This is a genomic window from Pseudomonas sp. BJa5, assembly GCF_030272875.2.
In the GTDB taxonomy this organism is placed as follows: Bacteria; Pseudomonadota; Gammaproteobacteria; order Pseudomonadales; family Pseudomonadaceae; genus Aquipseudomonas.
Genome location: NZ_JALRNG020000004.1, coordinates 86,947 through 110,359, shown reverse-complemented (window position 1 = coordinate 110,359; position 23,413 = coordinate 86,947). Strand labels below are relative to the sequence as shown.

The window sequence follows — 23,413 nt, the reverse complement described above, 5'->3', positions numbered from 1 at the left end:
CTTCAGGTTGTAGTGGTCGGGCGGTACTGTAGTGCTTCGGCAAGGTGGGTCCGGTCAATTCGTTCGGCGTGTTCGAGGTCGGCCAGGGTGCGGGCCACCTTCAACAGCCGGTGTGCGGCGCGCAGCGACAGGGTAAGGCGCTCGCAGGCACTTTCCAGCCAGTGCTGGTCGGTTGTGGATAACCCGCAGTGCTGACGCAGGCCCGGCAGGTCGAGGAAGGCATTAGCGCAGCCCTGGCGTTTTTGCTGGGTATCGCGGGCGACGGCGACCTGGGTGGCGATGCTGGCGCTGCTTTCGCCGTTGCTGCCGCTTGGCGCCAAGGCGGTCGCTTCGCGGGCGACGGTCAGGTGCAGGTCGATACGGTCGAGCAACGGGCCGGAGAGTTTGTTGCGGTAGCGCTGGATCTGCTCGCTGCTGCAGCGGCAGCGTCCCGTGGGGTCCCCCAGGTAGCCGCAGGGGCAGGGATTCATGGCGGCGACCAACTGGAAGCGGGCCGGGAAACGGATCTTGTCCCGCGCCCTGGCGATGACGATCTCGCCGGACTCCAGGGGCTCGCGCAACACCTCCAGCACCCGTCGTTCGAACTCCGGCAGTTCATCCAAAAACAACACACCATGATGGGCGAGGGTGATTTCCCCTGGCTGCGGCCGGCTGCCACCTCCCACCAGCGCGGCACCGGAGGCGGAATGGTGAGGGTGCCTGAAGGGGCGCTGTGGCCAACTGTTGAGCGGCACATGGCTGGCGACTGACTGGATAGCCGCCACTTCCAGGGCCTCGCGCTCATCCAGCGGTGGCAGCAGCCCGGGCAGGCGGCTGGCGAGCAGGGTCTTGCCGGTGCCGGGCGGGCCGCTGAACAGCAGGTTGTGCGCGCCGGCCGCGGCCACCAGCAAGGCGCGCTTGGCCGCCTGTTGGCCCTGGACTTCGTTGAGGTCAGGGTAGGGGCGGCTGTGCAACAACAAGCCGTTGGCGGCATAGGGACTGATGGGGGCCTGGCCGCTGAAATGCGCGATCAGATCCAGCAAATGTTCCACCGCGAACACCGCCAGCCCCGAGGCCAGGCAGGCTTCTTCGGCGTTCTCCCGTGGCACCACCAGCGCCCGCCCGGCCTCCCGTGCTGCCAGCGCCGCCGGCAAAACGCCTTGCACCGGGCGCAGCGCACCCGACAAGGCCAGCTCGCCCAGGCACTCCACCTCGTCCAGTGCCTTGGCCGGAAACTGCCCGTTGGCGGCGAGAATCCCCAGGGCAATGGCCAGGTCGAAACGTCCGCCGTCCTTGGGCAGGTCTGCCGGCGCGAGGTTGAGGGTGATGCGCCGGGCCGGAAACTCCAGGCCCGAGTTGAGGATCGCGCTGCGCACCCGGTCCTTGCTTTCCTTGACCGTGGCCTCGGGCAAGCCGACCAGGGTCAGGGCTGGCAGGCCATTGGCCAGGTGGGCTTCTACGCTGACGGCAGGCGCCGACACACCCAGCTGGGCGCGACTGTGGACTAGGGCGAGGGACATGAACGCTCCATGATCGATGCAAAGCCGCGTCCTGCGGCTTTGCAAGGATAGTGGGGCGGGAAGGGTGAGGGCGGGGAAGAGTGAGTCGGCTTGTTACCAGGCGGTAGGAGCGGGCTTGCCCCGCGAAGCGATGCAACTGAAGAAACGCTATCGCGGGGCAAGCCCGCTCCCACAGGGGAATCGTGTTCAGCTGGCGACGCCGAGAATGATGTGCGAAGCCTTGATCACGGCGGTAGCCGCCACGCCAGGCTTGAGCCCCAGCTCATTCACAGCCTCGCGGGTAACGATGGAGAACACTTCGGTCCCACCCGCCAGTTGCACCACCACCTCGGCGTTGACCGCCCCATCGCTCACCCGCACGACCTTGCCCTCAAGGCAGTTGCGCGCCGAGAACCGGTAACCGCCGGCATCGGTCATCAGCACCACCCAGGGTGCCTTGACCAGGGCGACCGCTTCCTTGCCCACGGCAATGCCCAGGCTCTGCAGGCTGGCCATGGTGACCACGGCAACCAGTTGCTCGCCACCCGGAAGCTTCAGGGTGACTTCGGCATTCACTGCGCCTGCCTGCACATGGCTGACAGTACCTTTGAATACATTGCGTGCACTGACTTTCATCGCGAGACCCCTGCTGGTTGTGGCGTGAGGGCTGCGGGACTACTCCGCAGCTTGTGGATTCAGGCGGGCTTCCATCTCGGCCACCTTGGCTTCCAGCGCTTCAAGGCGGGCGCGGGTGCGGGCGAGCACCACCATCTGGCTGTCGAATTCTTCCCGGCTGACCAGTTCCAGTTTGCTGAAGCCGCTTTGCAGCAGGGCCTTGAACTGGCTTTCGAGTTCGCTGCGAGGCTGTGACGTGTCGCCGCTGAACAGGCGCGAGGCCTGGTCGCTCAGGGCATCGAGAAAGGCTTTGGGCGCGAGCATGTTCGGCAATCCGCTGTGTTCAATGGGGGGCCAGTGTAGCACGCAGTTTTGCCACCCTTGCGGTGCACGCTTTTCGCGCAGGGCGGTGAAAGGTCGCGCACCGTTGTTGTGCGCCGAAACGGTGCTGGCGACTGGCCAAACACCGGGCGTAATCGCAAGTCCCTGTTATTGGACGATTTAGCGGATCTGGCAAGGTTTCTGCAAAGACCTTCATGACCCATGCACTGATGCAGTCACCGTGACGGAGCAGGGTGCAGGCGGAGCATCACGCTGTTTCGTCAGGAGCGGTTTCTGGCGTCGACCGGGGGATATGAGGTCGACGATGCGTTACAAAGCCAGGCGCTGCGCTTAGACTTGAGTCGGGTTTGTTTTCCTGGGGCAAGTCCACCAATTCGGGAGAGAGTTACATGAAGCTAGTCACTGCCATCATCAAGCCGTTCAAGCTGGACGACGTGCGCGAGTCGCTGTCCGAAATCGGCGTGCAGGGCATTACTGTTACTGAGGTCAAAGGCTTCGGTCGCCAGAAAGGCCACACCGAGCTGTATCGCGGCGCTGAATATGTGGTCGATTTCCTGCCCAAGGTGAAGATCGACGTCGCCATCGACGACAAGGATCTGGACCGGGTCATCGAAGCGATCACCAAGGCAGCCAACACCGGCAAGATTGGTGACGGCAAGATTTTCGTGGTCAATCTGGAGCAGGCGATCCGCATCCGTACCGGCGAAACCGATACCGACGCGATCTAACAAAAAGCCTCACCAAACCCCAAAGCCCCAGGAGAAAACAACATGACTCTGCGTCGTTTCGCAGGGCTAGGAGCCCTTTTGTCCCTCGGAATGCCCGGCCTGGCCCTGGCAGAGGAGGCTGCCCCCGTACTCAACTCCGGCGACACCGCCTGGATGTTGACCGCCACAGCCCTGGTGCTGTTCATGACCATCCCCGGTCTGGCCTTGTTCTACGGCGGCATGGTGCGTTCCAAGAACGTGCTGTCAGTCATGATGCAATGCTTTGCGATCACCGGCCTGATCAGCGTCCTGTGGGTGGTCTACGGCTACAGCCTGGCGTTCGATACCACCGGTATGGAACAAGGCGTGGTCAACTTCAATTCCTTCGTTGGCGGTCTGTCCAAGGCGTTCCTCGCCGGCGTGACCCCGGCGAGCCTGACCTCTTCGGCGGCGCTGTTCCCTGAAGCGGTGTTCATCACCTTCCAGATGACCTTTGCGATCATCACCCCGGCGCTGATCGTCGGTGCCTTCGCCGAGCGCATGAAGTTCTCGGCCATGCTGATCTTCATGGCCATCTGGTTCACCCTGGTCTATGCACCGATTGCCCACATGGTCTGGAGCGGCAACGGCGGCTTGATGTGGGACTGGGGCGTACTCGACTTCGCCGGCGGCACCGTGGTGCACATCAACGCCGGTATCGCCGGCCTGGTGGCCTGCCTGGTGCTGGGCAAGCGCAAGGGCTTCCCGACCACGCCGATGGCCCCGCACAACCTGGGCTACACCCTGATGGGCGCGGCCATGCTGTGGATCGGCTGGTTCGGCTTCAACGCCGGCTCCGCCGCCGCCGCGAACGGCACCGCCGGCATGGCCATGCTGGTGACCCAGATCGCCACCGCTGCCGCCGCCCTGGGCTGGATGTTCGCCGAGTGGCTGACCCACGGTAAGCCAAGTGCCCTGGGCATCGCCTCGGGCGTGGTGGCGGGCCTGGTCGCCATTACCCCGGCGGCCGGCACCGTCGGCCCGATGGGCGCGCTGGTGATCGGTCTGGTGGCTGGCGTGATCTGCTACTTCTGCGCCACCAGCCTCAAGCGCAAGATGGGCTACGACGACTCCCTGGACGCCTTCGGCGTGCACGGTATCGGCGGTATCGTTGGCGCGATCCTCACCGGCGTATTCGCAGCGCCTGCCCTGGGCGGCTTCGGTACTGTCGAGGACATCGGCGCGCAAGTCTGGGTGCAGGCCAAGGGCGTCGGCTTTACCGTGATCTACACCGCGATCGCCACCTACGTGATCCTCAAGGTACTGGACCTGGTCATGGGCCTGCGGGTCAACGAAGAAGAAGAGTCGGTCGGTCTCGACCTGGCGCAACACAACGAGCGCGGCTATAACCTGTAACGCCCTCGAAAAAAACTTGCCCGGCTTGCCGGGCATTTTTTTGCCTGCCTGTTGTCGATTTCAGCCAACGCAAACGGTTTCATCCGGCGCTTTCACCATTGCTTTTCCGGTGCACTCCCGGTAGGCATAAAACTTACAGGTCACAGAGAGACTTAGGCACTTTGCTTTTTCTCTGAGCACGCTAGAATGCGCGCCGAAGGGAGCTGACAAGCTGTCCGCAAACTTCGCTGCCCTTTGCTAGGCTTGCCAATGAGCAGGCTGATCACGCCAGGGCAGGCCGACGCCCCGTTGTCGGTAGCTCTTTAATTTCGTCAGGCCCTGCCAAGAGCGGGGCTTGCGCGGCGCTCGCCCTCCGTTGTGGCGCACGCTTGAGGTGGCGGCAAACCCGCGACCCTTTGAATTTTTCCGGTGGCTGTCGATTCCCGGCGCCGCTGGTCTATAACTAATCTGCTTTTCGCAAGTCATGAGGTAGAACATGAGCGACGACGATCTGGAAAATGACGACCTCGAAGTAGGCGACGAAGACGAAGGCGATGAAGGCCTTGAAGCTGCGGCTGACGACGTAGCGGACGATAGCGGTGACGACAGTCCTGCGCCGGTAGCCAAGGGCAAGTCCAAGGCGGCGGTCTCGGTAGACGAGATGCCGAGCATGGAAGCCAAGCAGAAAGAGCGTGATGCGCTGGCCAAGGCGATGGAAGAATTCCTCGCCCGTGGTGGCAAGGTGCAGGAAGTGGAGGCCAACGTGGTCGCCGATCCGCCCAAGAAGCCGGACAACAAGTACGGTAGCCGCCCTATCTGAGTGGTTCCGCCAACAAGAAAGCCCGCCGTCGCTGCGGGCTTTTTTGTGGGCATCTGTAGGAGCGGGCTTGCCCCGCGATTGCGTTTCTTCAGTTGAATCGTTTCGCGGGGCAAGCCCGCTCCCACCTATCAACGCCAGCTGTTGAGGAGTTCGGGCAGCTGCGACAGGCGCTGGATTTCCGCGTCAGGGCGGCTCTCGGCTTCCCAGGCCTTGCCCTGGGGATTGAACCAGATAGCCCGCAGGCCGGCGCGTTGGGCGCCGGCGATGTCGTCGCCGGGGTGGTCACCGATATGCACCGCGGCATGGGCGTCGACCTGACCCTGGCGCAGCGCCTCGAGGAAGGGTTGCGGGTCGGGCTTGCCGATTCCCAGGTCCTCGGCGCACAGGGCGAACTTGAAGTAGTCGGCCAGCCCCAGGCGGCGCACATCGGCATTGCCGTTGGTGACCACGCCCAGGGTGTAGCTGTGGCGCAGGATCTCCAGCACCGGCTGGACCTCCGGGAAGATATCGATCTGGTGCCGGGCATGCAGGAACACTTCGAAGCCTTCGTTGGCCAACTCCCGGGCCTTGTTCTCGCTGTAGCCGACATCTTCCAGGGCGTGGAACAGCACACGCCGGCGCAAGGCGCTGATGCGGTGCTTCAGGCCCGGCTCGGCCTGCACCAGGCGCTCGCGGATGGCGTACAGATGCTCCACGGGCACGGCGCCAAGGTCCGGGGCATTGGCCGCCAGCCAGTCGCGCAGGATGGCTTCGGCACTGACGATGACCGGGGCGGTGTCCCACAGGGTGTCATCGAGGTCGAACGTGATCAGCTTGATGCTCATGAGTCGCTGCCCTTGTTGCGTTTGGCCCGTGGATGGGCGCTGTCATAGACGGCGGCCAAGTGCTGGAAGTCCAGGTGCGTGTAGATCTGGGTGGTGGCGATGTCGGCGTGGCCGAGCATCTCCTGTACCGCGCGCAGGTCCTGGGAGGACTCCAGCAGGTGGCTGGCAAAGGAGTGTCGCAACATGTGCGGGTGCAGGTTCTGGCCCAATTCCCGGGCGCCGGCAGCCTGTACCCGTAGCTGGATGGCCCGCGGGCCGAGGCGTCGCCCTTGCTGGCTGACGAACACCGCGCCGTCCTCGGGGCCGCTGCCACCGCGCAGGGGCAGCCACTGTTCAAGGGCTTCCCGGGCCTTGCGTCCGACCGGCAGTACGCGCGTCTTGCTGCCCTTGCCATGCACCTGGACCAGGCCTGCAGGCAGGTCCAGCTGGTCGAGGTTGAGGCTGGTCAGCTCCGACAGGCGCAGGCCCGAAGAGTAGAACAGTTCGAGCATGGCCTGGTCGCGGCGGGCGAGGAACTCGTCTTCCACCGCGCCGTCGAGCAGTTGCAGGGCGCGGTCGGTGTCCAGGGTCTTGGGCAGGCGGCGTTCGCCCTTGGGTGCCGACAGGCCGTTGGCCGGGTCGTGGCTGCACAGGCCTTCGCGGTTGAGGTAGCGGTAGAAGCCACGCACCGCCGACAGCAGGCGCGCCAGGCTGCACGATGACTGGCCCTGCTGGTGCTGGCGGGCGATCAGCTGGCGCAGGTGCTGGATCTGCAGGGCATCCCAGCTGTCGATTGCGTGCTTGTTGCAGAAGGCCAGGACGCTGTCGAGGTCGCGGCGGTAGGCCAGCTGGGTGTGTTCGGACACCTGGCGTTCATTGCGCAAGTGCGCGCTGAAGGCCTGCAGCTGGCGTTCCATCAGCGCACCGGGCGCAGGGTCTGGGTAAAGCGCGGCACGACACGGCCCAGCACTTCGGCAATGTAGCCGAGGAACAGGGTGCCGACCGTGCTCTTGTAGTGTTGCGGGTCGCGGCTGCCGATCGCCAGCACGCCATGCAGGCCCTGGTGGTTCAGGGTGGCGACGGCGGTGGAACCGACTTCCTTGCGCTGCTGTTCGCCGAACAGGAAGTCCAGTTCATGGTCGCGCAGGTTGCCGCTGACCGTCTTGCCGCTGCACAGCAGGCCGCCGATGGCTTGCTGGGCGTCGGCGCTGTTGACCCAGCGCCCCACCGGGGCGGCGGTTTCGCCGAACAGAATGAGGCTGACGAAGGGCACCTTGAATTCCTGGCGCAGGCTGTCTTCGACCGCCATGACCACGGACTCCAGGCTGTCGGCGTCGAGCAGGTCGAGGATCAACCGGCGGGTCTTGTCGAACAGCCGGTCGTTGTCGCGGGCCACGTCCATCAGTTGCGACAGGCGATGGCGCATCTCGATGTTGCGGTCACGCAACAGCTTGAGCTGGCGCTCCACCAGCGAAACGCTGTCGCCGCGCTGGTGGGGAATGTGCAGTTCGCTGAGCAGCTCGTCACGCTCGGCGAAGAAGGTGGGATTGTCGCGCAGGTAGGCGACCACGGCTTCAGCCCCGAGGGCGGGCATCGAGCCCCCGGCGCCAAGGTCGGTGGGCTGCTCAACGGGAGCCTGGGGCTGATCGCTCATGGTCGGTACTCACTCATAGACGAACTTGTCCTTCGAACACGCGCACGGCGGGGCCGGTCATCAGCACTGGCTTGCCCGGGCCTGCCCACTCGATGGACAGGCGCCCGCCGGGGAGGTCGATCAGCAGTGGCGAATCCATCCAGCCCTGGCTGATCGCAGCCACGGCCGCCGCACAGGCACCGGTACCGCAGGCCTGGGTTTCCCCGGCGCCACGCTCCCAGACGCGCAGCTGCGCGCGGTGGCGATCGATGATCTGGATGAAGCCGACATTGACCCGCTGCGGGAAGCGCGGGTGATGCTCGATCTGCGGGCCCAGTTCATGCACCGGTGCGCTGTTGATATCGTCGACCCGCAGCACGGCGTGGGGGTTGCCCATCGATACCGCAGCCAGCTCGACCTGGCGGCCGGCGACCTCCAGTGGGTAGCTCAGGGCCTGTTCCGCTGCCTCGAACGGGATCTCGGCCGGGACCAGCCGTGGCGGGCCCATGTCGACGCAGATCTGGCCGTCGTTGCGCACGTCGAGCTCGATGATTCCGCCCTTGGTTTCAACGCGGATACGCTTTTTCGCCGTCAGGCGCTTGTCCAGCACGAAGCGGGCGAAGCAGCGCGCGCCGTTGCCGCACTGTTCGACCTCGGAGCCGTCGGCATTGAAGATCCGGTAGCGAAAGTCGACCTCCGGATTGCTCGGCGCTTCGACGATCAACAGTTGGTCGAAGCCGATGCCGGTGTTGCGGTCGCCCCATTGCTTGGCGTGCTTGGGCAGGATGTGCGCATGCTGGCTGACCAGGTCCAGGACCATGAAGTCGTTGCCCAGCCCATGCATCTTGGTAAAACGCAGCAGCATGGGTTTACTCCGGCAGCAGGCTTTCGCCGGCGAACAGCTCGGCCACGGTTTCCCGACGGCGCACTTCGTACGCCTGGTCACCATCGACCAGGATTTCGGCACAGCGTCCACGGGTGTTGTAGTTCGAGCTCATGACAAAACCATAGGCGCCCGCGGAGTGAACTGCCAGCAGGTCACCTTCGGCCAGGTTGAGCGTGCGCTCCTTGGCCAGGAAGTCGCCGGTCTCGCAGATCGGTCCGACCACGTCGTAGGTGCGGCCTTCACCGGCCCGTGGCTGCACGGCGGTGACGTCCATCCAGGCCTGGTACAGCGCCGGGCGGATCAGGTCGTTCATCGCCGCATCGACGATGGCGAAGTCCTTGTGTTCGGTGTGCTTGAGGTACTCGACGCGGGTCAGCAGGACCCCGGCGTTGGCGACGATATAGCGGCCTGGTTCGAAGACCAGGGCCAGGTCGCGTTCGCCCACGCGCTCGCGGACCGCCTTGATGTAGTCGCCGGCCAGCGGCGGTTCTTCATCGCGGTAGCGCACGCCGACACCGCCACCCAGGTCCAGGTGACGCAGGAGGATACCGCAGTCGCCGAGGCGGTCGACCAGCGCCAGCAGGCGATCGAGGGCGTCGAGGAAGGGTTCCAGGGTGGTCAGCTGCGAGCCGATGTGGCAGTCGACACCGACCACTTCCAGGTTGGGCAGCTGGGCGGCGCGGATGTACACCTCTTCGGCATCGGCGATGGCGATACCGAACTTGTTTTCTTTCAGGCCGGTGGAAATGTACGGGTGGGTACCGGCGTCGACATCCGGGTTGACCCGCAGCGAAACCGGAGCGCGCACGCCCATTTCCGCCGCCACGACCTGCAGGCGCTCGAGCTCGTCGGTGGACTCGACGTTGAAGCAGTGCACGCCGACTTCCAGGGCGCGGCGCATGTCTTCGCGGGTCTTGCCGACGCCGGAGAAGACCACGCGGTCAGCGCGCCCGCCAGCGGCCAGGACTCGCTCCAGCTCACCGCCGGAGACGATGTCGAAACCTGCGCCGAGGCGGGCCAGCAGGTTCAGCACACCGAGGTTGGAGTTGGCCTTGACGGCAAAGCAGACCAGGTGCGAAACGCCCTGCAGGGCATCGGCGTAGCTGCGGTACTGGGCCTCGATGTGGGCGCGCGAGTAGACGTAGGTTGGCGTGCCGAAACGTTCGGCAATGGCCGACAGGGCCACGCCTTCCGCGAACAGTTCACCGTCGCGGTAGTTGAAAGCGTCCATGGTTTACCCTTGTTTGTGCTGGTGCGATTGCGATTTTTGACCGTCTTTGCCGTCTTCCGGCAGGTACAGCGGGCCCTTCTGGCCACAGGCGGAAACGAGGCAGGCAACCGCGACGAGCGCCGCGAGGGTGGAGATCAGGCGCTTCATGGCGTAATCCTTTGAAATAAGCAGTATTGCGCCCGAGTATACCGAGCACCCGCCGCCTTGCCTATGCGGGTAGGCGGCCGTCGGGCGGGGGCAGGCCGGTGGCTTGTGAGCTGGCGTTATTCTTTGCATTCGGCGCGCTGCGCTCGTATCTTGCCCGGCTTGCGTGTGTGCAGACATTTTTGAGGTTCTTGCAATGAGTTTGAGCGAAGCGCGTTTTCACGATCTGGTCGACGCGACCCAACAGGCCCTGGAAGACCTGTTCGACGAAAGTGACCTGGACCTGGACATGGAAAACTCGGCCGGCGTGCTGACCATCAAGTTCGACAATGGCAGCCAGCTGATCTTCAGCCGCCAGGAGCCGCTGCGCCAGCTGTGGCTGGCGGACAAGTCCGGCGGTTTCCACTTCGACTACGACGAAGAAGCGAAGAAGTGGGTGTGCGAAAAGACCGAAGAGCTGCTGGGCGAGATGCTCGAGCGCATTGTCTGGGAGCGCGCCGGCGAGAAACTCGATTTCGAAGAGATCTGAGATGAGCACTGCGCCCAAGCCGGCCAAGCCGCTGTACAGCAATGTCAGCCCGGCAGTGCCGTCACCGTGCATCAGCACCTGCCGGCTGGATGAGCACAAGGTCTGCATCGGCTGTTTCCGTCATGTCGAGGATATTCGCCAATGGCGCTCGGCCGATGACGAGCGGCGTCGGCAGATCTGCCGGGAGGCCGCGGCCCGCCGTCAGCAGACAAATCCGGTATGAATCCCGGCTATTGTGTATTTACTGAGCTGTGGTAGTGTCGAGTTTGCTTCGGCCATGCCGAGTACCTGCAAACCCCGCCCTTGGGCGGGGTTTTGCTTTTAATCGCCCAGAAAAAGGAGTCTGACTGGATCATGAGCACCAAGCCTTCCATTATCGTCACCCGATTGGACGTCCAGCGTCTCGAGCGTCTGATCGACAGCCTCGACGAGAAGACGCAGGATTCGCCGGGTGTGCTCGCCTTGCAGGACGAGCTGGACCGCGCCGAGCAGGTCGGTCACGAGGAGGTGCCGGCCGGTGTCGTGACCATGAACTCCCGCGTTCATTGCCGCGAAGAAGCCAGTGGCAAGGATTATCACCTGACCCTGGTGTACCCGAAGGACGCCAACGCCGATGAAGGCAAGATCTCCATCCTTGCCCCGATCGGCAGCGCGCTGCTGGGCCTGTCGGTGGGCGAGCAGATCGACTGGCCAGCCCCGGGCGGCAAGACCCTCAAGCTCAAGCTGCTGGCCGTCGAATACCAGCCGGAAGCAGCTGGCGACTTCGACCTCTGAACCTCAAGCCTGTGCCAGGGCCTCGTTGAGCGCCCGCTCCAGCTCGCCCTTGTAGCGCAGGTAGAGAATGCTCGACCCTTGACCCTCGACCAGCAGGCCGGAGAGGTCAAGGTCGGTGATGTAGCAGCGATAGCGCTCGGCTTGCCGGCGCTGGCTGACGATTTCCCGGGCGACCATGGCATACAGCTGGTCACCATGTTCTAGCTCGCAATACTCCCGTTGATTGCAGTAGAGGGTGACCTGCACCTGATCCTCGGCGCCCGGCTGCACGATCGCCTGCACCTCGTAATACGACGCGTCGAGGGTCATGGCCGGCGCCGGACGTAGTTCGGCGATGCGGGCCTTGCCCGGGCCCGATGGCAATAGCTGGTAGTAGAGGATCTCCTGCGAGCCCTGGCTGTGCAGGTGGTCCAGCGGCAGACGGGCGTCGCGACGGAACATGATCGACTGAAAGAAGCGCTGCAGCGGTAGCAGCAGACTGGGCTCGTCATGAAACGGCAGGCGCTGCTGCCACAGGGCATTACGCTCATCCAGCACATGGACGTCCGCCCAGGCATCCTGGATGCGGTAGAACACCTGGATGCAGCGCGGCATACCCAGTGGCAGGACCTGCGCCAGGTCATGGTCCTGCAGGGCGTTGGCATCCAGGTGCAACGGGCTGTAGTCGACGCGTTCTTCACCCAGGTAGTCCAGCAGTGCTTCGTGGCCTTCAAGGGTGACCAACTGCACGGCACCAGGCTGTAATTCAAGCGCATGGGTGTGCTGCTGGACCTGCAGCAGGTAGCGGTGGCCCAACCCCTGGCCGAGCAAGGCCTGGGCGTTGGCAAACACCTCCTCGACCCGCAGGGCGATGGCCTGCGCACGATTGTGGCAGAAGCAGCGGACTTGCAAGCGGGGGCGATGCGCGCCGCTGCCCAGGCTGTTGAGGTAGTCGCGCAGGCAGTACAGCAGCGCATGCTCGCCGTCGTAGCGCTGGACCTGGACTTCATTCCAGCTGTTGAGCGTGACCTGGTCCAGGGTCAGGACCAGGTTTTCGCGAACCCCGGCGTAGCTGAGCGAATCAGTGCGCTCGGTGGTCATCAGGATGTTCAGTTCGCGGTGGTGGCGCAAAGGGTCGATGCCGACGTTGACCAGCAACAGCATGTCATCGACCACGCTCGGTTGCAGCAGGCGTTGCTCGCTGACGCTGGGCAAGGGCAGGGCCACACTCTGTTGCAGGCTGCCGACCAGATTGAACAGTTCGAACTCGCTCAAGTCGCTGTCGCCCGGGTGCAGGGCCAGCCGGGTGCTGCTGTCGATCACGCCATTGCGGTGGGCCCAGGCCAGCAGTTCGAGCAGATCGCGGCAGCGCTTGAGCGGGGTGAAGTGTTCCCACTCATGGACGCCCAGATTGCCGTTGTACAGGCCCCAGTGATGGTGCCCGGGTTCCTTGCGGTCGGCGGCGCGGACCAGGGTCAGGGTGTCTTCGGCCAGATCCTGGGCGATGCCGGGGTTGATGAACTCGACTTTGCCGGCACGGCGTTCGAAGGCGGCATACAGGCGTCGGCCAAGCACGTTGAGATCGCGCTGGCCAATGCGGTTGTCGGCGTTCTGGTGGCGGGCAAACTGACAGAGAAAGCGATAGCTGTGGTTCAGCTCGTTCACCAGCGCCCGTCGTTCAACGGCGACCTGGCGCACTTTCCATTGGCTGCGGTTGTCGAGCAGCGCCAGCTGGCGCTCCTGCCAACCCCATTCCTGGCTCAGGCGCTGCAGCAGGTTGCGCTGCCAGCCCGTGTTGCGCTGGCGGGCCGTGTTGCTGAGTTTCTTGTTGATCTTCAGGTACAGGCTGCGGCGCACCAACTCCAGCCGTTCGCTTTCACCGCGACGTTGCAGGTACTGCTCGATGCGCCGGTAGACCATCATGTAAGGGTCGAGCGCATCGAGGTCCAGGCGATTGGCGAACACGGCCTGCTTGAACTGCAGGCTCAGGCAGTGCACCCGGGGAAACTCACTGGCATAGACTTCGGTGAGCAACAGCTTGAGCACCGACTTATAGGGAGACTCGATGCCCTTGAACAGTTGCCAGAGCCCGGCGCCGATGAATTCGCCCGCAGGGATATGCGCCAGGTGGCCCAGGTCCAGTGCGTCTTCGGCACGCACGAAACGCTTGCAAAGCAGGGTCTGGATGTACGCCTGGTAGCGGCGCTCTTCATACACGGGCACCAGCCACCACAGTGGCGTGCGCCCGGCCAGCCAGATCGCGGTGCGGTAGAACTCGTCCAGCAACAGGTAGTGCTGGGTAGTACCGCAGTCGTCGGAGCTCAGCTGGCTGTCGCGCTCGCCTTGCACGAAGCTGTCGGGCTCGATCAGGAACAGATGGGCTTCGGCGCCCTGGCTGGCGGCCCAGGCCTCCAGCAGTTGGCATTTCTTGCGCAGTTCCGCCAGTTCGCTCTCGCCCAGGTCGGCGGCATGGCAGATCCACAGATCCATGTCGCTCTGCTCGGCCTGGGCCAGGGTGCCCAGGCTGCCCATCAGGAACAGGCCGTGAATGGGTTGATGTGGGTTTGCGCGGCGGGCTTTATAGGAAAAGGATCGGGTCAGGCGCTGGGCTTCGGCCAGCACCTGAACGTCCGGCTCGAAGCCTGAGACACCGGCGGGCGTGGTGCCGGAAACATAGCCGGGCAGCAGCGGATGGTTGACGTGGAAGAACAGCGGCAGCAGGTTCAGGACCCGTTGCTGGCGGCTGGACAAGCCCTCCATGGCTCGCGCCAGACGGCCCTGGTTGAGCGTCAGGAACCGTGCGCGCAGCTGGCTGAGCACCTTGCGGTCGATGCCTTGGTCAAGGTCGGGGCGGATTTCGTGGGGGTGGTTCATTGCATGCCAACGCTGGCCATCAGGGGGAGCATCGGCGAGTTTAGCCTGAGTGGTGTGGTCGGGCTAAGGCGTATTTGATTTTTGACGCCATTTTGTCAGCGCTGGTCGCATCGCGGGGCAAGCCCGCTCCTACCGGGAGCGGGCCTGCCGGGATCAGGCTGGCTGAGGTGTCTTGAGGATGGTCAGCAGTTGCTGGACGCTCTCGACCGCGTCGTGGCCCAGGCTGGTCAGGTAGCCGCCATCTGGCTGGTCGGTCAGTTGCTTTTCATGCAGGCGTTTTGCTGCGGCGATGATGTCAGGAGCAGCGGTTGCGTGGACCTTGATGCCTTCCTGGCTGCTATCCAGGTTGAACAAGGCAAGGACTTCCAGCTCGGCAATCAGTTCGGGGGTAAACGACATAAAAGACTCCGACTTCCAGACAAGGAGGGCAGCACCGGTGCCGGTGCCTGGCTTTGCAGTGTAGTCAGGGAAATCCTGCTTTGCTTCATTCCTTTTCCGGCGGCAGCTCGGGCAAGGCGCGCAAGGCGGTTTCGTACCATTCGGTGTTGAACGGGCGGTCCTCGTCGAGCATCGCGTCAATCTCGTAGGCCAGTACGTGGGCCATGAGGTTGAGGATGTCTTCACGCTCGTAACCCACCAGGGTCAGCTTGTTGAAGGTGGCCTTGGCCGCCGGAGGGTTGTCGCTTTCGATCTGGTTTTCGATCGCTTCGATCAGGGTCGACTCGGCGAATTCTTCTTCGTCATTGTCGATATCGGTTGGCTCGCTCATGGGCGTTTTCCTCAGTAGGGGGGACCAGTTTGCCACGAGCCCGGCGCCAATGCCTTGCTATCGACATTCTCCATGATGCTGGTCACGTCCTTGCACTTGGGTCTATAACAACCCGGCCAACCCCTCAACGGCCTGGAGGCATGTTTCATGCTCAAGCTTCATGGATTTGCAGTCAGCAACTACTACAACATGGTCAAACTGGCACTGCTGGAAAAGGCTGTGCCGTTCGAAGAAGTGCTGTTCTTCGGTGGCCAGAGCCCCGAAGCACTGAAGAAAAGCCCGCGTGGCAAGGTGCCGACCCTGGAAACCGAACACGGTTTTCTCAGTGAGACCAACCTGATCATCGAGTACATCGAGCAAACCCAGGGCGGCAAGTCGCTGCTGCCCAAGGATGCCTTTGCCCGGGCCAAGGTGCTGGAGCTGGCCAAGGAAATCGAGCTGTACATCGAGCTGCCTGCCCGTGCTTGCTACTCCGAGGCCTTCTTTGGCGCCAAAGTCGATCCGGCCATCAAGGACAAGGCCAGGGCCGAGTTGCTTGCAGGCCTGGACACGCTCAAGCGCAATGGCCGTTTTGAGCCTTATGTGGCCGGCAGCGAAATGACCATCGCCGATATGCTGTTCTGCTTCAGCGTCGACCTGGCCAGTGCCGTGGGCAAGGAGGTGTTCGAACTGGATGTGCTGGCGAACTTCCCGCAGGCCAAGGCCTTGCTCAAGCAGTTGAGACAGAACCCCCATGTGCAGAAGATCGCCGCCGACAAGGAGGCGCAGATGCCGGCGTTCCTGGAAATGATACGTTCGGGCAAGCGCTAGGCGGATCGTGGCTGGCGGAGCGGATCGAGAACAATCCTACGCCTGATTAGGATTGATCTGGCTTTGTGAACCTTGCTTTCTTCGCACCATGCAGTCTTTTCCACGTCGGCCAGGAGGCCACAATGCTTCGACTGCATGGATTCGCCGCCAGCAACTACTACAACATGGTCAAGCTCGCCTTGCTGGAAAAGGGCCTGCCCTTCGAGGAAGTGCCCTTGCACGGCTGCCAGGACCCCGAAACCCTGGCGATCAGCCCGCGTGGCAAGGTGCCGGTGCTGGAAACCACCCAGGGCTTCATCAGCGAGACCGATGCCATTCTCGATTACCTGGAAGAAGTCTGGCCGTCGGCGCCGCTGTTGCCCACCGCGCCGTTCGCCCGCGCCCAGGTCCGGGCGCTGGCCAAGGAAATCGAGCTGTATATCGAACTGCCCGCCCGGTATTGCTATGCCGAGGTTTTTTTCGGTGGAAGGGCAACGCCGGATGCCCTGAAAGCCAAGGCCCGGCGGGATCTGGACAAGGGCTTTGTGGCCCTGGGCCCACATGGCCGGTTTACCCCGTTCGTGGCGGGAGAGCGCTTCACCCTGGCGGACCTGTACTTTGTCTTCAGCGTCGACCTGGCGCGGGAAGTCGGCCAGCGCTTGTTCAGGGTGGATTATCTGCAGGCGCTGCCTGGCGCCAGGGCACTGCTCGAGCGCCTGGGCGAAAACCCCAACGTACAGAAGGTGGCGGCAGACAAGCAGGCTGAATTTCCAGCCTTTCTGGCCCGGTTGCAGGCAGCTGCCCGGTCACAGCGGACCGGGTAGCTGCCAGGGCGGTGGATTAACGCGCGGCCAGCAGTTGCTTGCCGCGTGCCACGGCAGCCCGCACTTGGGCCGGGGCAGTACCGCCGATGTGGTTGCGGGCGTTGACCGAGCCTTCGAGGGTCAGCACGGCAAACACGTCTTCATCGATCTGGTCGCTGAACTGGCGCAGTTCGTCGATGCTCATCTCGGCCAGGTCCTTGCCGGTGTCGACGCCGTATTTCACGGCATGACCGACGATTTCGTGGCAGTCACGGAACGGCAGGCCGCGGCGAACCAGGTAGTCGGCGAGGTCGGTGGCGGTAGAGAAACCGCGCAGGGCGGCTTCACGCATGATCGCGTGACGCGGCTTGATCGCCGGGATCATGTCGGCGAAGGCACGCAGCGAGTCGCGCAGGGTGTCGGCGGCGTCGAACAGCGGTTCCTTGTCTTCCTGGTTGTCCTTGTTGTAGGCCAGCGGCTGGCCTTTCATCAGGGTCAGCAGGCCGGTCAGGGCGCCGAACACGCGACCGGTCTTGCCGCGTACCAGCTCCGGCACGTCGGGGTTCTTCTTCTGCGGCATGATCGAGCTGCCGGTGCAGAAGCGGTCAGGCAGGTCGATGAACTGGAACTGGGCGCTGGTCCACAGCACCAGCTCTTCGGAGAAGCGCGACAGGTGCATCATCGCCACGCTGGCGGCGGCGCAGAATTCGATGGCGAAATCGCGGTCGGACACGCCATCGAGCGAGTTGCCGGCCACGGCTTCGAAGCCCAGCAGCTGGCAGGTCAGTTCGCGGTCGATCGGGTAGGTGGTACCGGCCAGCGCGGCGCTGCCCAGCGGCATGCGGTTGGCGCGCTTGCGGCAGTCGACCAGGCGCTCGTAGTCGCGGCTGAGCATTTCGAACCAGGCCAGCAGGTGGTGGCCGAAGGTCACTGGCTGGGCGGTCTGCAGGTGGGTGAAGCCGGGCATGACGGTTTCGGCTTCACGCTCGGCCTGCTCCAGCAGGCCCTGCTGCAGGCGGGTGATTTCGGCCAGGATCAGGTCGATCTCGTCGCGCAGCCACAGGCGGATGTCGGTGGCGACCTGGTCGTTGCGGCTACGGCCGGTGTGCAGCTTCTTGCCGGTGATGCCGATGCGGTCGGTCAGGCGTGCTTCGATGTTCATGTGCACGTCTTCCAGGTCGACGCGCCAGTCGAAGTTGCCGGCCTCGATTTCACCCTGGATGGTCTTGAGGCCATCGATGATGCTGTCGCGCTCGGCGTCGGTGAGCACGCCGACCTTCGCCAGCATGGTGGCATGGGCGATCGAGCCCATGATGTCGTGGCGGTACAGGCGCTGGTCGAAGTTGACGGAGGCGGTGAAGCGGGCGACGAAGGCGTCGACGGGCTCACTGAAGCGGCCGCCCCAGGACTGATTGGTCTTGTCGGTGCTCATGGATTCACTCGTTGAAGGCGTGAACGGAAAAGTGGCGTCGATGATAACAGGGTTGATGACCCTGCCGCAGGGCGGCGGTCGGGGCAAATGCGGGTTTATGTCGCAGTAATGCCAATAAAGACCCTGCTCGGAGCAGGATATTTATCGAATGAACGGCAGTGTTGCGGCAACCGTCTACAGTTGGACAGAGGATCGGCATGTTTCCTGCCGGACCAGTGAATCTTTAGCCACCGTGCGAGTCTGAGCGTGGATCGCCGTGACGGTCGTCACCTCACCTGTCTACGCTAACCTTGTGCGAGACTCACGCAGGAATCCAGCACCATATGAATGTCCTGATCGTTGATGACGAACCCCAAGCCCGGGAACGCTTGAGCCGCCTGCTCGGCGAACTGGAGGGCTATACAGTTCTGGAGCCCAGCGCCACCAATGGCGAAGAGGCCCTGGCGCTGATCGACAGCCTCAAACCCGAGGTGGTGTTGCTCGATATCCGCATGCCGGGCCTGGACGGCCTTCAGGTCGCCGCCCGCCTGTGCGAGCGAGAAGCCCCGCCGGCCGTGGTGTTCTGTACCGGTGACGACGAGTTCACCGTGCAGTCCTTCACCGACAGCACCCTGGGTTATGTGCTCAAGCCCGTGCAGTCCGACAGCCTGCGCGACGCCTTGCGCAAGGCCGAACGTCCCAGCAGGGTGCAATTGGCTGCACTGACCCGGCCAGCCGCCGAGAGCGGGAGCGGGCCACGAAGTCATATCAGTGCTCGCACCCGTAAGGGTATCGAACTGATCCCGCTGGACCAGGTGATCTACTTCATTGCCGATCACAAGTACGTGACGCTGCGCCATGAAAACGGCGAAGTGCTGCTCGACGAGCCGCTCAAGGCCCTGGAAGACGAGTTTGGCGAGCGTTTCGTGCGTATTCACCGCAATGCCCTGGTCGCCCGCAATCGCATCGAGCGCCTGCAGCGAACGCCGCTGGGGCATTTCCAGCTGTTCCTCAAGGGGCTCAACGGCGATGCCCTGATTGTCAGCCGCCGCCATGTCGCCGGCGTGCGCAAGATGATGCAGCAACTCTGAAGGGCGCGAACCGGAAGCGTCCGGCGACCAGGGATGGTCGCAGGTTGACGTGATTTAGATCTGCAAGCGGATTGGGCTGAGCTGTTATCATCGGGAGAATCTATCTCGTACGGATCGTTCCATGTCCACTCGCGAAATCCGCATTGCCACCCGCAAAAGTGCCCTGGCCCTGTGGCAGGCCGAATATGTCAAAGCCCGCCTGGAGCAGGCGCACCCCGGGTTGCTCGTGACCCTGGTACCGATGGTCAGCCGTGGCGACAAGCTCCTGGATTCGCCGCTGTCGAAAATCGGTGGCAAGGGCCTGTTCGTCAAGGAACTGGAAACCGCCCTGCTGGAAAACCAGGCCGACATCGCCGTGCACTCGATGAAAGACGTACCGATGGACTTCCCCGAGGGCCTGGGCCTGTACTGCATCTGCGAGCGTGAAGACCCGCGCGATGCGTTCGTGTCCAATACCTTCAAGAGCCTCGACGAGCTGCCCGCCGGCAGCATCGTGGGCACCTCCAGCCTGCGCCGCCAGGCCCAGTTGCTGACCCGTCGCCCGGACCTCGAGATCCGCTTCCTGCGCGGCAACGTCAACACCCGCCTGGCCAAGCTCGATGCCGGCGAGTACGACGCGATCATCCTCGCCGCCGCCGGTCTGATCCGCCTCGGTTTCGAAGACCGCATCACCTCGGGCATCAGCGTTGACGACAGCCTGCCCGCCGGTGGCCAGGGCGCAGTGGGCATCGAGTGCCGCAGCGTCGACAGCGAAATCCATGCACTGCTGGCCCCGCTTCACCACCAGGACACCGCCGACCGCGTGGTGGCCGAGCGTGCGCTGAACAAGCGCCTCAATGGCGGTTGCCAGGTGCCGATTGCCTGCTACGCCGTGCTCGAAGGCGAGCAACTGTGGCTGCGCGGCCTGGTCGGCGAGCCCAGCGGCGGCAAGCTGCTGACCGCCGAGGCCCGGGCACCTCGTGGCGATGCCGAAGCCCTGGGTGTCCAGGTGGCTGAAGACCTGCTCAAGCAAGGCGCCGAAGACATTCTCAAGGCAGTTTATGGCGAGGCCGGCCACCCGTGAGCGGCTGGCGCCTGCTCCTGACCCGGCCGGCGGAAGAATGCGCGGCCCTGGCTCAGTCGCTGGCTGAACAGGGGGTATCCAGCAGCAGCCTGCCGTTGCTGGAGATCCAGGCACTGAGCCTGGATGAGCACCAGCTTGGCCTGTTGCGCGGGCTTGATCAGTACGCCGCGATCATCGTGGTCAGCAAGCCGGCGGCCCGTCTCGGTCTGGCTGGTGCGACCCGCTACTGGCCCCGATTGCCGCCGTTGGCCTGGTTCACCGTGGGCGCCGCCACCGCGCAAGTGCTGCAGGACCAGGGCTGTCAGGTCAGTTATCCACAAGCCGGCGATGACAGTGAGGCGTTGCTGCAACTGCCCGCCTTGCACCAGGCACTGGCCGGTCCGGCACCTCGGGTGTTGATCATGCGCGGTGAAGGGGGGCGTGAATTGCTAGCAGAGCGTCTCGTCGAGCTAGGTGCTAGTGTCGATTATCTGCAACTCTACCGTCGCAACCTGCCCACCTACCCGCAGGGCGTGCTCTCTGCGCGTGTGGCCGGGGAGCGCCTGAATGGCCTGGTGGTCAGCAGTGGACAAGGGTTTGAACACCTGCGGCAGCTGGCCGGGGAGGGCTGGGCGCAACTGGCCCGATTGCCCTTGTTCGTGCCCAGCCCGCGGGTAGCGCAACAAGCCCGGGAAGCCGGGGCACAGAATGTAGTGGACTGTCGCGGTGCCAGTGCCGCGGCTTTGATGACAGCGTTGCGGCAAACGACCGCACCTGCCCCTGAGGCGCTAAGCTGATTGGCGACGAGCCCAATGCAAAGGATGGATACGTGAGCGAAACTGTCTTGCCCAACGATGATCTGCAATCGACGCCCGAAGCGTCTGAACCCACTGCCGCCACTTCTGGCAAACGTTCGGGCAATGGCCTGGCGTTCCTGGCCCTGCTGCTCGGTGCGGCAGGTGTTGCGGTTGGTGGGTGGGGGGTATGGCAGGTGCGTCAGCTCCAGGGTGCCGAGCAGGGCCAGGGCCAGTACCTGCAATCCCTGAGCGAGAAGACCCAGGCGTTGCAACTGCGTGAGCAGCAGATCTCGGCACAGCTGGCGAGCCTGCCCGCCGCCACCGAACTCGAAGACCGTCGACGCCTGGTGGCCCAGTTGCAAGGCGACCAGCAGCGCCTGAGCCAGCGCCTGGAAACCATCCTCGGCGCCAGCCGCAAGGACTGGCGCCTGGCCGAGGCCGAGCACCTGTTGCGTCTGGCCAGCCTGCGCCTGTCGGCCCTGCAGGACATCGCCAGTGCCCGCGCCCTGGTCGAGGGCGCCGATCAGATCCTGCGCGAGCAGAGCGATCCGGGTGCCTTCGCGGCCCGTGAACAACTGACCAAGAGCCTGGCTGCCCTCAACAGCACCCAGCAGCCGGACCGCACCGGGTTGTTCCTGAAACTGGCCGCCCAGCGTGAACAGGTGCAGCAACTCAGTGCCCTGTCCCCGGAATTCAACTCCGGTGCCGACGCGCTCGGCGCCCTGACCGCAGATGGCGATGGCGCCAGTCGCTGGTCGCAGTGGTGGGCGGAACTGTCGAAGTACTTCCAGATCGACTTCGATGCCGACGACAACATCCGTCCGCTGCTGGCCGGGCAATCGCTCAATCAACTGCGCCTGGCGCTGAGCCTGACCATCGAGCAGGCCCAGTGGGCCGCGCTCAATGGCGAAGCCAAGGTCTATAACCAGGCCCTGGATGATGCGCGCAGCGTCCTGCTGGCCAATTTCAATCCGGACAACCCGCAGAGCAAGGCCATGCTCGACAGCCTCAACGCGCTGGCCGACGAGCCGGTCTCGGTGGTGGTTCCGGACCTGGCAGACAGCCTTGCCGCTGTCCAGGCCTACCTGGAGCGCCGGCACTTGCCAGCCGAGGAGGCCAAGCCATGAAACGCGTCTACCTGCTGGCGGTCATCGCCATTGCAGTCGCGGCTGCGCTGGGCATCGCGATCGCCAAGCACAGTGGCTACGTGCTGATTTCCTACGGTGGTTTTCGCTATCAATCCGGGCTCTGGGCCGCGCTGGCAGCCCTGGCGAGCATCATCCTGGTGATTCTGGCGGTACGCTACCTGGTTGGCCTGGTGCTGACCTCCAGCGGAGTGGTCAACCCCTGGTCGCGGCGTAACCGCAGCCGACGTACCCAGCTGGCTATCGAGCAGGGGCAACTGGACCTTGCCGAGGGTCGCTGGGCCAGCGCCCAGCGCCACTTGCAGCGCGCTGCCGAAGCCGAGCGCCAACCGCTGCTGTACTACCTCGGTGCGGCGCGGGCTGCCAACGAGCTGGGGCGTGTCGAAGAGCGTGACAACCTGCTCGAGCGCGCGCTGGAGCGCCAGCCACAAGCCGAGTTGGCCATTGCCTTGAGCCATGCCCAGTTGCAGATGGACCAGGGTGAAAGCGAAGCGGCGCTGGTGACCCTGCAGGCCATGCAGGAGCGTCATCCCCATAACGCCCAGGTGCTGCGCCTGCTGCAGCGCCTGTATCGCGAGCGCGGTGACTGGTCGGCACTGATCCGGCTGATGCCGGACCTGCGCAAGGACAAGGTTTTGCCTGCTGCCGAACTGGCGGAGCTGGAACAACGGGCCTGGGGCGAGAACCTCAGCCTGGCCGCCAGTCGCGAAGGGGAAGAGCAAAGCGCCCGCCAGTCACTGGAAAGGGCCTGGCAGCAACTGACCGCCGCCCAGCGCCAGGAGCCGCAACTGGTGCTGGCCTATGCCGAGCAACTGCGTCAGCTGGGCGCCGAGAGCGAGGCCGAGGAGGCGCTGCGCACGGCGCTCAAGCGCCAGTACGAAAGCCATCTGGCACGGCTCTATGGCCTGGTGCGCGGGTCCGATCTGGCGCGCCAGCTGCACACTGCAGAAGGGTGGCTGAAGCAGCATGGCGACGACCCCAGCCTGCTGCTGACCCTGGGGCGACTGAGCCTGCAGAATCGACTCTGGGGCAAGGCGCGTGACTACCTGGAAAACAGCCTGCGCCTGCAACGCAATCCGGAAGCCTGTGCCGAGCTGGCGCGGCTGCTGGCCGGGCTGGGCGACACCGAGCGCAGCAACCAGTTGTTCCAGGAAGGCCTGGGCCTGCTGGATGAGCGGCTGCTGGCTCTGCCTTTGCCGGAAGCCGTTCGCGCTTGAAGCACCCTTGGGCTCGCGGCAGATCGCGGGCCCAAGCCTTCGGAGTATTTTCCTACATGCTCCTTCGCCAGAGCCTGCTAACGGGTGAGGCAGTTTCTGCGAAATCTCCCGATTATTCCCTTTCCAATCAGTGATTTGTCGTAGTTGTAGCGCCTTGAAA

26 protein-coding genes and 1 pseudogene are annotated in these 23,413 nt (G+C 64.0%); 14 read left to right on the top strand and 13 right to left on the bottom strand.

Translation table 11 applies throughout. From position 1 onward, the window contains the following. Positions 1-2: 2 nt before the first annotated feature. The 3 genes from M2D63_RS03620 to M2D63_RS03610 all read right to left on the bottom strand — a co-directional run bounded on the left by M2D63_RS03620 (position 3) and on the right by M2D63_RS03610 (position 2,417). The gene (locus M2D63_RS03620) at positions 3-1,499 is read right to left on the bottom strand and encodes a YifB family Mg chelatase-like AAA ATPase (RefSeq protein ID WP_285861434.1); all 1,497 of its coding nucleotides are present in this window, start codon (positions 1,497-1,499) and stop codon (positions 3-5) included. A gap of 186 nt (positions 1,500-1,685) precedes the next feature. Further along, positions 1,686-2,114, bottom strand: a complete 429-nt coding sequence (locus tag M2D63_RS03615) for a molybdopterin-binding protein (protein WP_285861433.1) — start codon at positions 2,112-2,114, stop codon at positions 1,686-1,688. Between the two features lie 39 nt (positions 2,115-2,153). Then, a complete protein-coding gene (locus tag M2D63_RS03610; RefSeq protein ID WP_285861432.1) occupies positions 2,154-2,417 on the bottom strand; it encodes an accessory factor UbiK family protein in 264 nt (87 codons plus the stop codon). Positions 2,418-2,824: 407 nt separating this feature from the next. On the opposite strand from M2D63_RS03610, the gene glnK reads away from it, so the two are divergent. The 3 genes from glnK to sutA all read left to right on the top strand — a co-directional run bounded on the left by glnK (position 2,825) and on the right by sutA (position 5,336). Further along, on the top strand, positions 2,825-3,163 hold the full coding sequence (gene glnK, locus M2D63_RS03605) for a P-II family nitrogen regulator (RefSeq protein WP_002555808.1): 339 nt from the start codon (positions 2,825-2,827) through the stop codon (positions 3,161-3,163). 42 nt (positions 3,164-3,205) lie between these two features. Further along, positions 3,206-4,537 (top strand): ammonium transporter, encoded by a 1,332-nt coding sequence (locus tag M2D63_RS03600; RefSeq protein ID WP_285861431.1) that lies wholly within the window; start codon positions 3,206-3,208, stop codon positions 4,535-4,537. Between the two features lie 475 nt (positions 4,538-5,012). Then, positions 5,013-5,336, top strand: coding sequence for a transcriptional regulator SutA (sutA, locus tag M2D63_RS03595; protein ID WP_285861430.1), 324 nt, complete (start codon positions 5,013-5,015; stop codon positions 5,334-5,336). A gap of 128 nt (positions 5,337-5,464) precedes the next feature. Here the strand turns inward: sutA and M2D63_RS03590 are convergent, their stop codons facing one another. The 6 genes from M2D63_RS03590 to M2D63_RS03565 are packed head-to-tail and all read right to left on the bottom strand — an operon-like array spanning position 5,465 to position 10,036. Next, positions 5,465-6,160 carry an HAD family hydrolase gene (locus tag M2D63_RS03590; protein WP_285861428.1) on the bottom strand — a complete coding sequence of 232 codons (696 nt, stop codon included), beginning with the start codon at positions 6,158-6,160 and terminating at the stop codon, positions 5,465-5,467. Then, positions 6,157-7,056: a tyrosine recombinase XerC gene (gene xerC / locus M2D63_RS03585; protein WP_285861427.1), complete on the bottom strand. Its 900-nt coding sequence runs from the start codon at positions 7,054-7,056 to the stop codon at positions 6,157-6,159. Before xerC ends, M2D63_RS03590 begins: the two co-directional genes overlap by 4 nt. Then, positions 7,056-7,793 carry a DUF484 family protein gene (locus tag M2D63_RS03580; RefSeq protein WP_285861426.1) on the bottom strand — a complete coding sequence of 246 codons (738 nt, stop codon included), beginning with the start codon at positions 7,791-7,793 and terminating at the stop codon, positions 7,056-7,058. The genes xerC and M2D63_RS03580 overlap by 1 nt, the downstream gene beginning before the upstream one ends. Positions 7,794-7,806: 13 nt before the next feature. Continuing rightward, a complete protein-coding gene (gene dapF, locus M2D63_RS03575; RefSeq protein WP_285861425.1) occupies positions 7,807-8,637 on the bottom strand; it encodes a diaminopimelate epimerase in 831 nt (276 codons plus the stop codon). Between the two features lie 4 nt (positions 8,638-8,641). Continuing rightward, entirely contained in the window at positions 8,642-9,889 is a 1,248-nt protein-coding gene (gene lysA / locus M2D63_RS03570; protein ID WP_285861424.1) for a diaminopimelate decarboxylase, read from the bottom strand. A gap of 3 nt (positions 9,890-9,892) precedes the next feature. Then, complete coding sequence (locus M2D63_RS03565) at positions 9,893-10,036, bottom strand: lipoprotein (RefSeq protein WP_285861423.1); 144 nt, start codon at positions 10,034-10,036, stop codon at positions 9,893-9,895. A 193-nt stretch (positions 10,037-10,229) separates the two neighbouring features. Here M2D63_RS03565 and cyaY point away from each other — a divergent pair, with 193 nt between their 5' ends. From cyaY to rnk, 3 genes are all read left to right on the top strand, one after another. Then, complete coding sequence (gene cyaY / locus M2D63_RS03560) at positions 10,230-10,562, top strand: iron donor protein CyaY (protein ID WP_285861422.1); 333 nt, start codon at positions 10,230-10,232, stop codon at positions 10,560-10,562. A gap of 1 nt (position 10,563) precedes the next feature. Then, on the top strand, positions 10,564-10,785 hold the full coding sequence (locus M2D63_RS03555) for a DUF1289 domain-containing protein (protein ID WP_285861421.1): 222 nt from the start codon (positions 10,564-10,566) through the stop codon (positions 10,783-10,785). 131 nt (positions 10,786-10,916) lie between these two features. After that, a complete protein-coding gene (gene rnk, locus M2D63_RS03550) occupies positions 10,917-11,336 on the top strand; it encodes a nucleoside diphosphate kinase regulator (RefSeq protein ID WP_285861420.1) in 420 nt (139 codons plus the stop codon). 3 nt (positions 11,337-11,339) lie between these two features. Here the strand turns inward: rnk and M2D63_RS03545 are convergent, their stop codons facing one another. The 3 genes from M2D63_RS03545 to M2D63_RS03535 form a co-directional block, all read right to left on the bottom strand. Continuing rightward, positions 11,340-14,189 (bottom strand): class I adenylate cyclase, encoded by a 2,850-nt coding sequence (locus M2D63_RS03545; RefSeq protein ID WP_285861419.1) that lies wholly within the window; start codon positions 14,187-14,189, stop codon positions 11,340-11,342. Positions 14,190-14,342: 153 nt separating this feature from the next. Continuing rightward, on the bottom strand, positions 14,343-14,588 hold the full coding sequence (locus M2D63_RS03540) for a TIGR02647 family protein (protein WP_285861418.1): 246 nt from the start codon (positions 14,586-14,588) through the stop codon (positions 14,343-14,345). 85 nt (positions 14,589-14,673) lie between these two features. Continuing rightward, positions 14,674-14,958, bottom strand: a complete 285-nt coding sequence (locus M2D63_RS03535) for a hypothetical protein (RefSeq protein ID WP_285861417.1) — start codon at positions 14,956-14,958, stop codon at positions 14,674-14,676. Positions 14,959-15,105: 147 nt separating this feature from the next. Here M2D63_RS03535 and M2D63_RS03530 point away from each other — a divergent pair, with 147 nt between their 5' ends. Next, entirely contained in the window at positions 15,106-15,768 is a 663-nt protein-coding gene (locus M2D63_RS03530; RefSeq protein WP_285861416.1) for a glutathione S-transferase family protein, read from the top strand. Between the two features lie 122 nt (positions 15,769-15,890). Continuing rightward, positions 15,891-16,571, top strand: a complete 681-nt coding sequence (locus tag M2D63_RS03525; protein WP_285861415.1) for a glutathione S-transferase family protein — start codon at positions 15,891-15,893, stop codon at positions 16,569-16,571. Positions 16,572-16,587: 16 nt separating this feature from the next. Here M2D63_RS03525 and argH read toward each other — a convergent pair whose 3' ends face one another. Further along, a complete protein-coding gene (gene argH, locus M2D63_RS03520) occupies positions 16,588-17,982 on the bottom strand; it encodes an argininosuccinate lyase (RefSeq protein WP_285861414.1) in 1,395 nt (464 codons plus the stop codon). Between the two features lie 219 nt (positions 17,983-18,201). Between argH and M2D63_RS03515 the strand changes: the two are divergent. The 6 genes and pseudogenes from M2D63_RS03515 to M2D63_RS03490 form a co-directional block, all read left to right on the top strand. Further along, positions 18,202-18,270 (top strand): annotated as a pseudogene (locus tag M2D63_RS03515) (hypothetical protein); the annotation flags it as partial. Between the two features lie 35 nt (positions 18,271-18,305). Then, positions 18,306-19,052, top strand: a complete 747-nt coding sequence (locus tag M2D63_RS03510; RefSeq protein ID WP_285861413.1) for a LytTR family DNA-binding domain-containing protein — start codon at positions 18,306-18,308, stop codon at positions 19,050-19,052. A 121-nt stretch (positions 19,053-19,173) separates the two neighbouring features. After that, entirely contained in the window at positions 19,174-20,115 is a 942-nt protein-coding gene (gene hemC, locus M2D63_RS03505; RefSeq protein WP_285861412.1) for a hydroxymethylbilane synthase, read from the top strand. After that, on the top strand, positions 20,112-20,891 hold the full coding sequence (locus M2D63_RS03500) for a uroporphyrinogen-III synthase (protein WP_285861411.1): 780 nt from the start codon (positions 20,112-20,114) through the stop codon (positions 20,889-20,891). The genes hemC and M2D63_RS03500 overlap by 4 nt, the downstream gene beginning before the upstream one ends. 32 nt (positions 20,892-20,923) lie before the next feature. Next, positions 20,924-22,018: a uroporphyrinogen-III C-methyltransferase gene (locus M2D63_RS03495; RefSeq protein WP_285861410.1), complete on the top strand. Its 1,095-nt coding sequence runs from the start codon at positions 20,924-20,926 to the stop codon at positions 22,016-22,018. Further along, positions 22,015-23,253, top strand: a complete 1,239-nt coding sequence (locus tag M2D63_RS03490) for a heme biosynthesis protein HemY (protein WP_285861409.1) — start codon at positions 22,015-22,017, stop codon at positions 23,251-23,253. The genes M2D63_RS03495 and M2D63_RS03490 overlap by 4 nt, the downstream gene beginning before the upstream one ends. Positions 23,254-23,413: the final 160 nt, after the last annotated feature.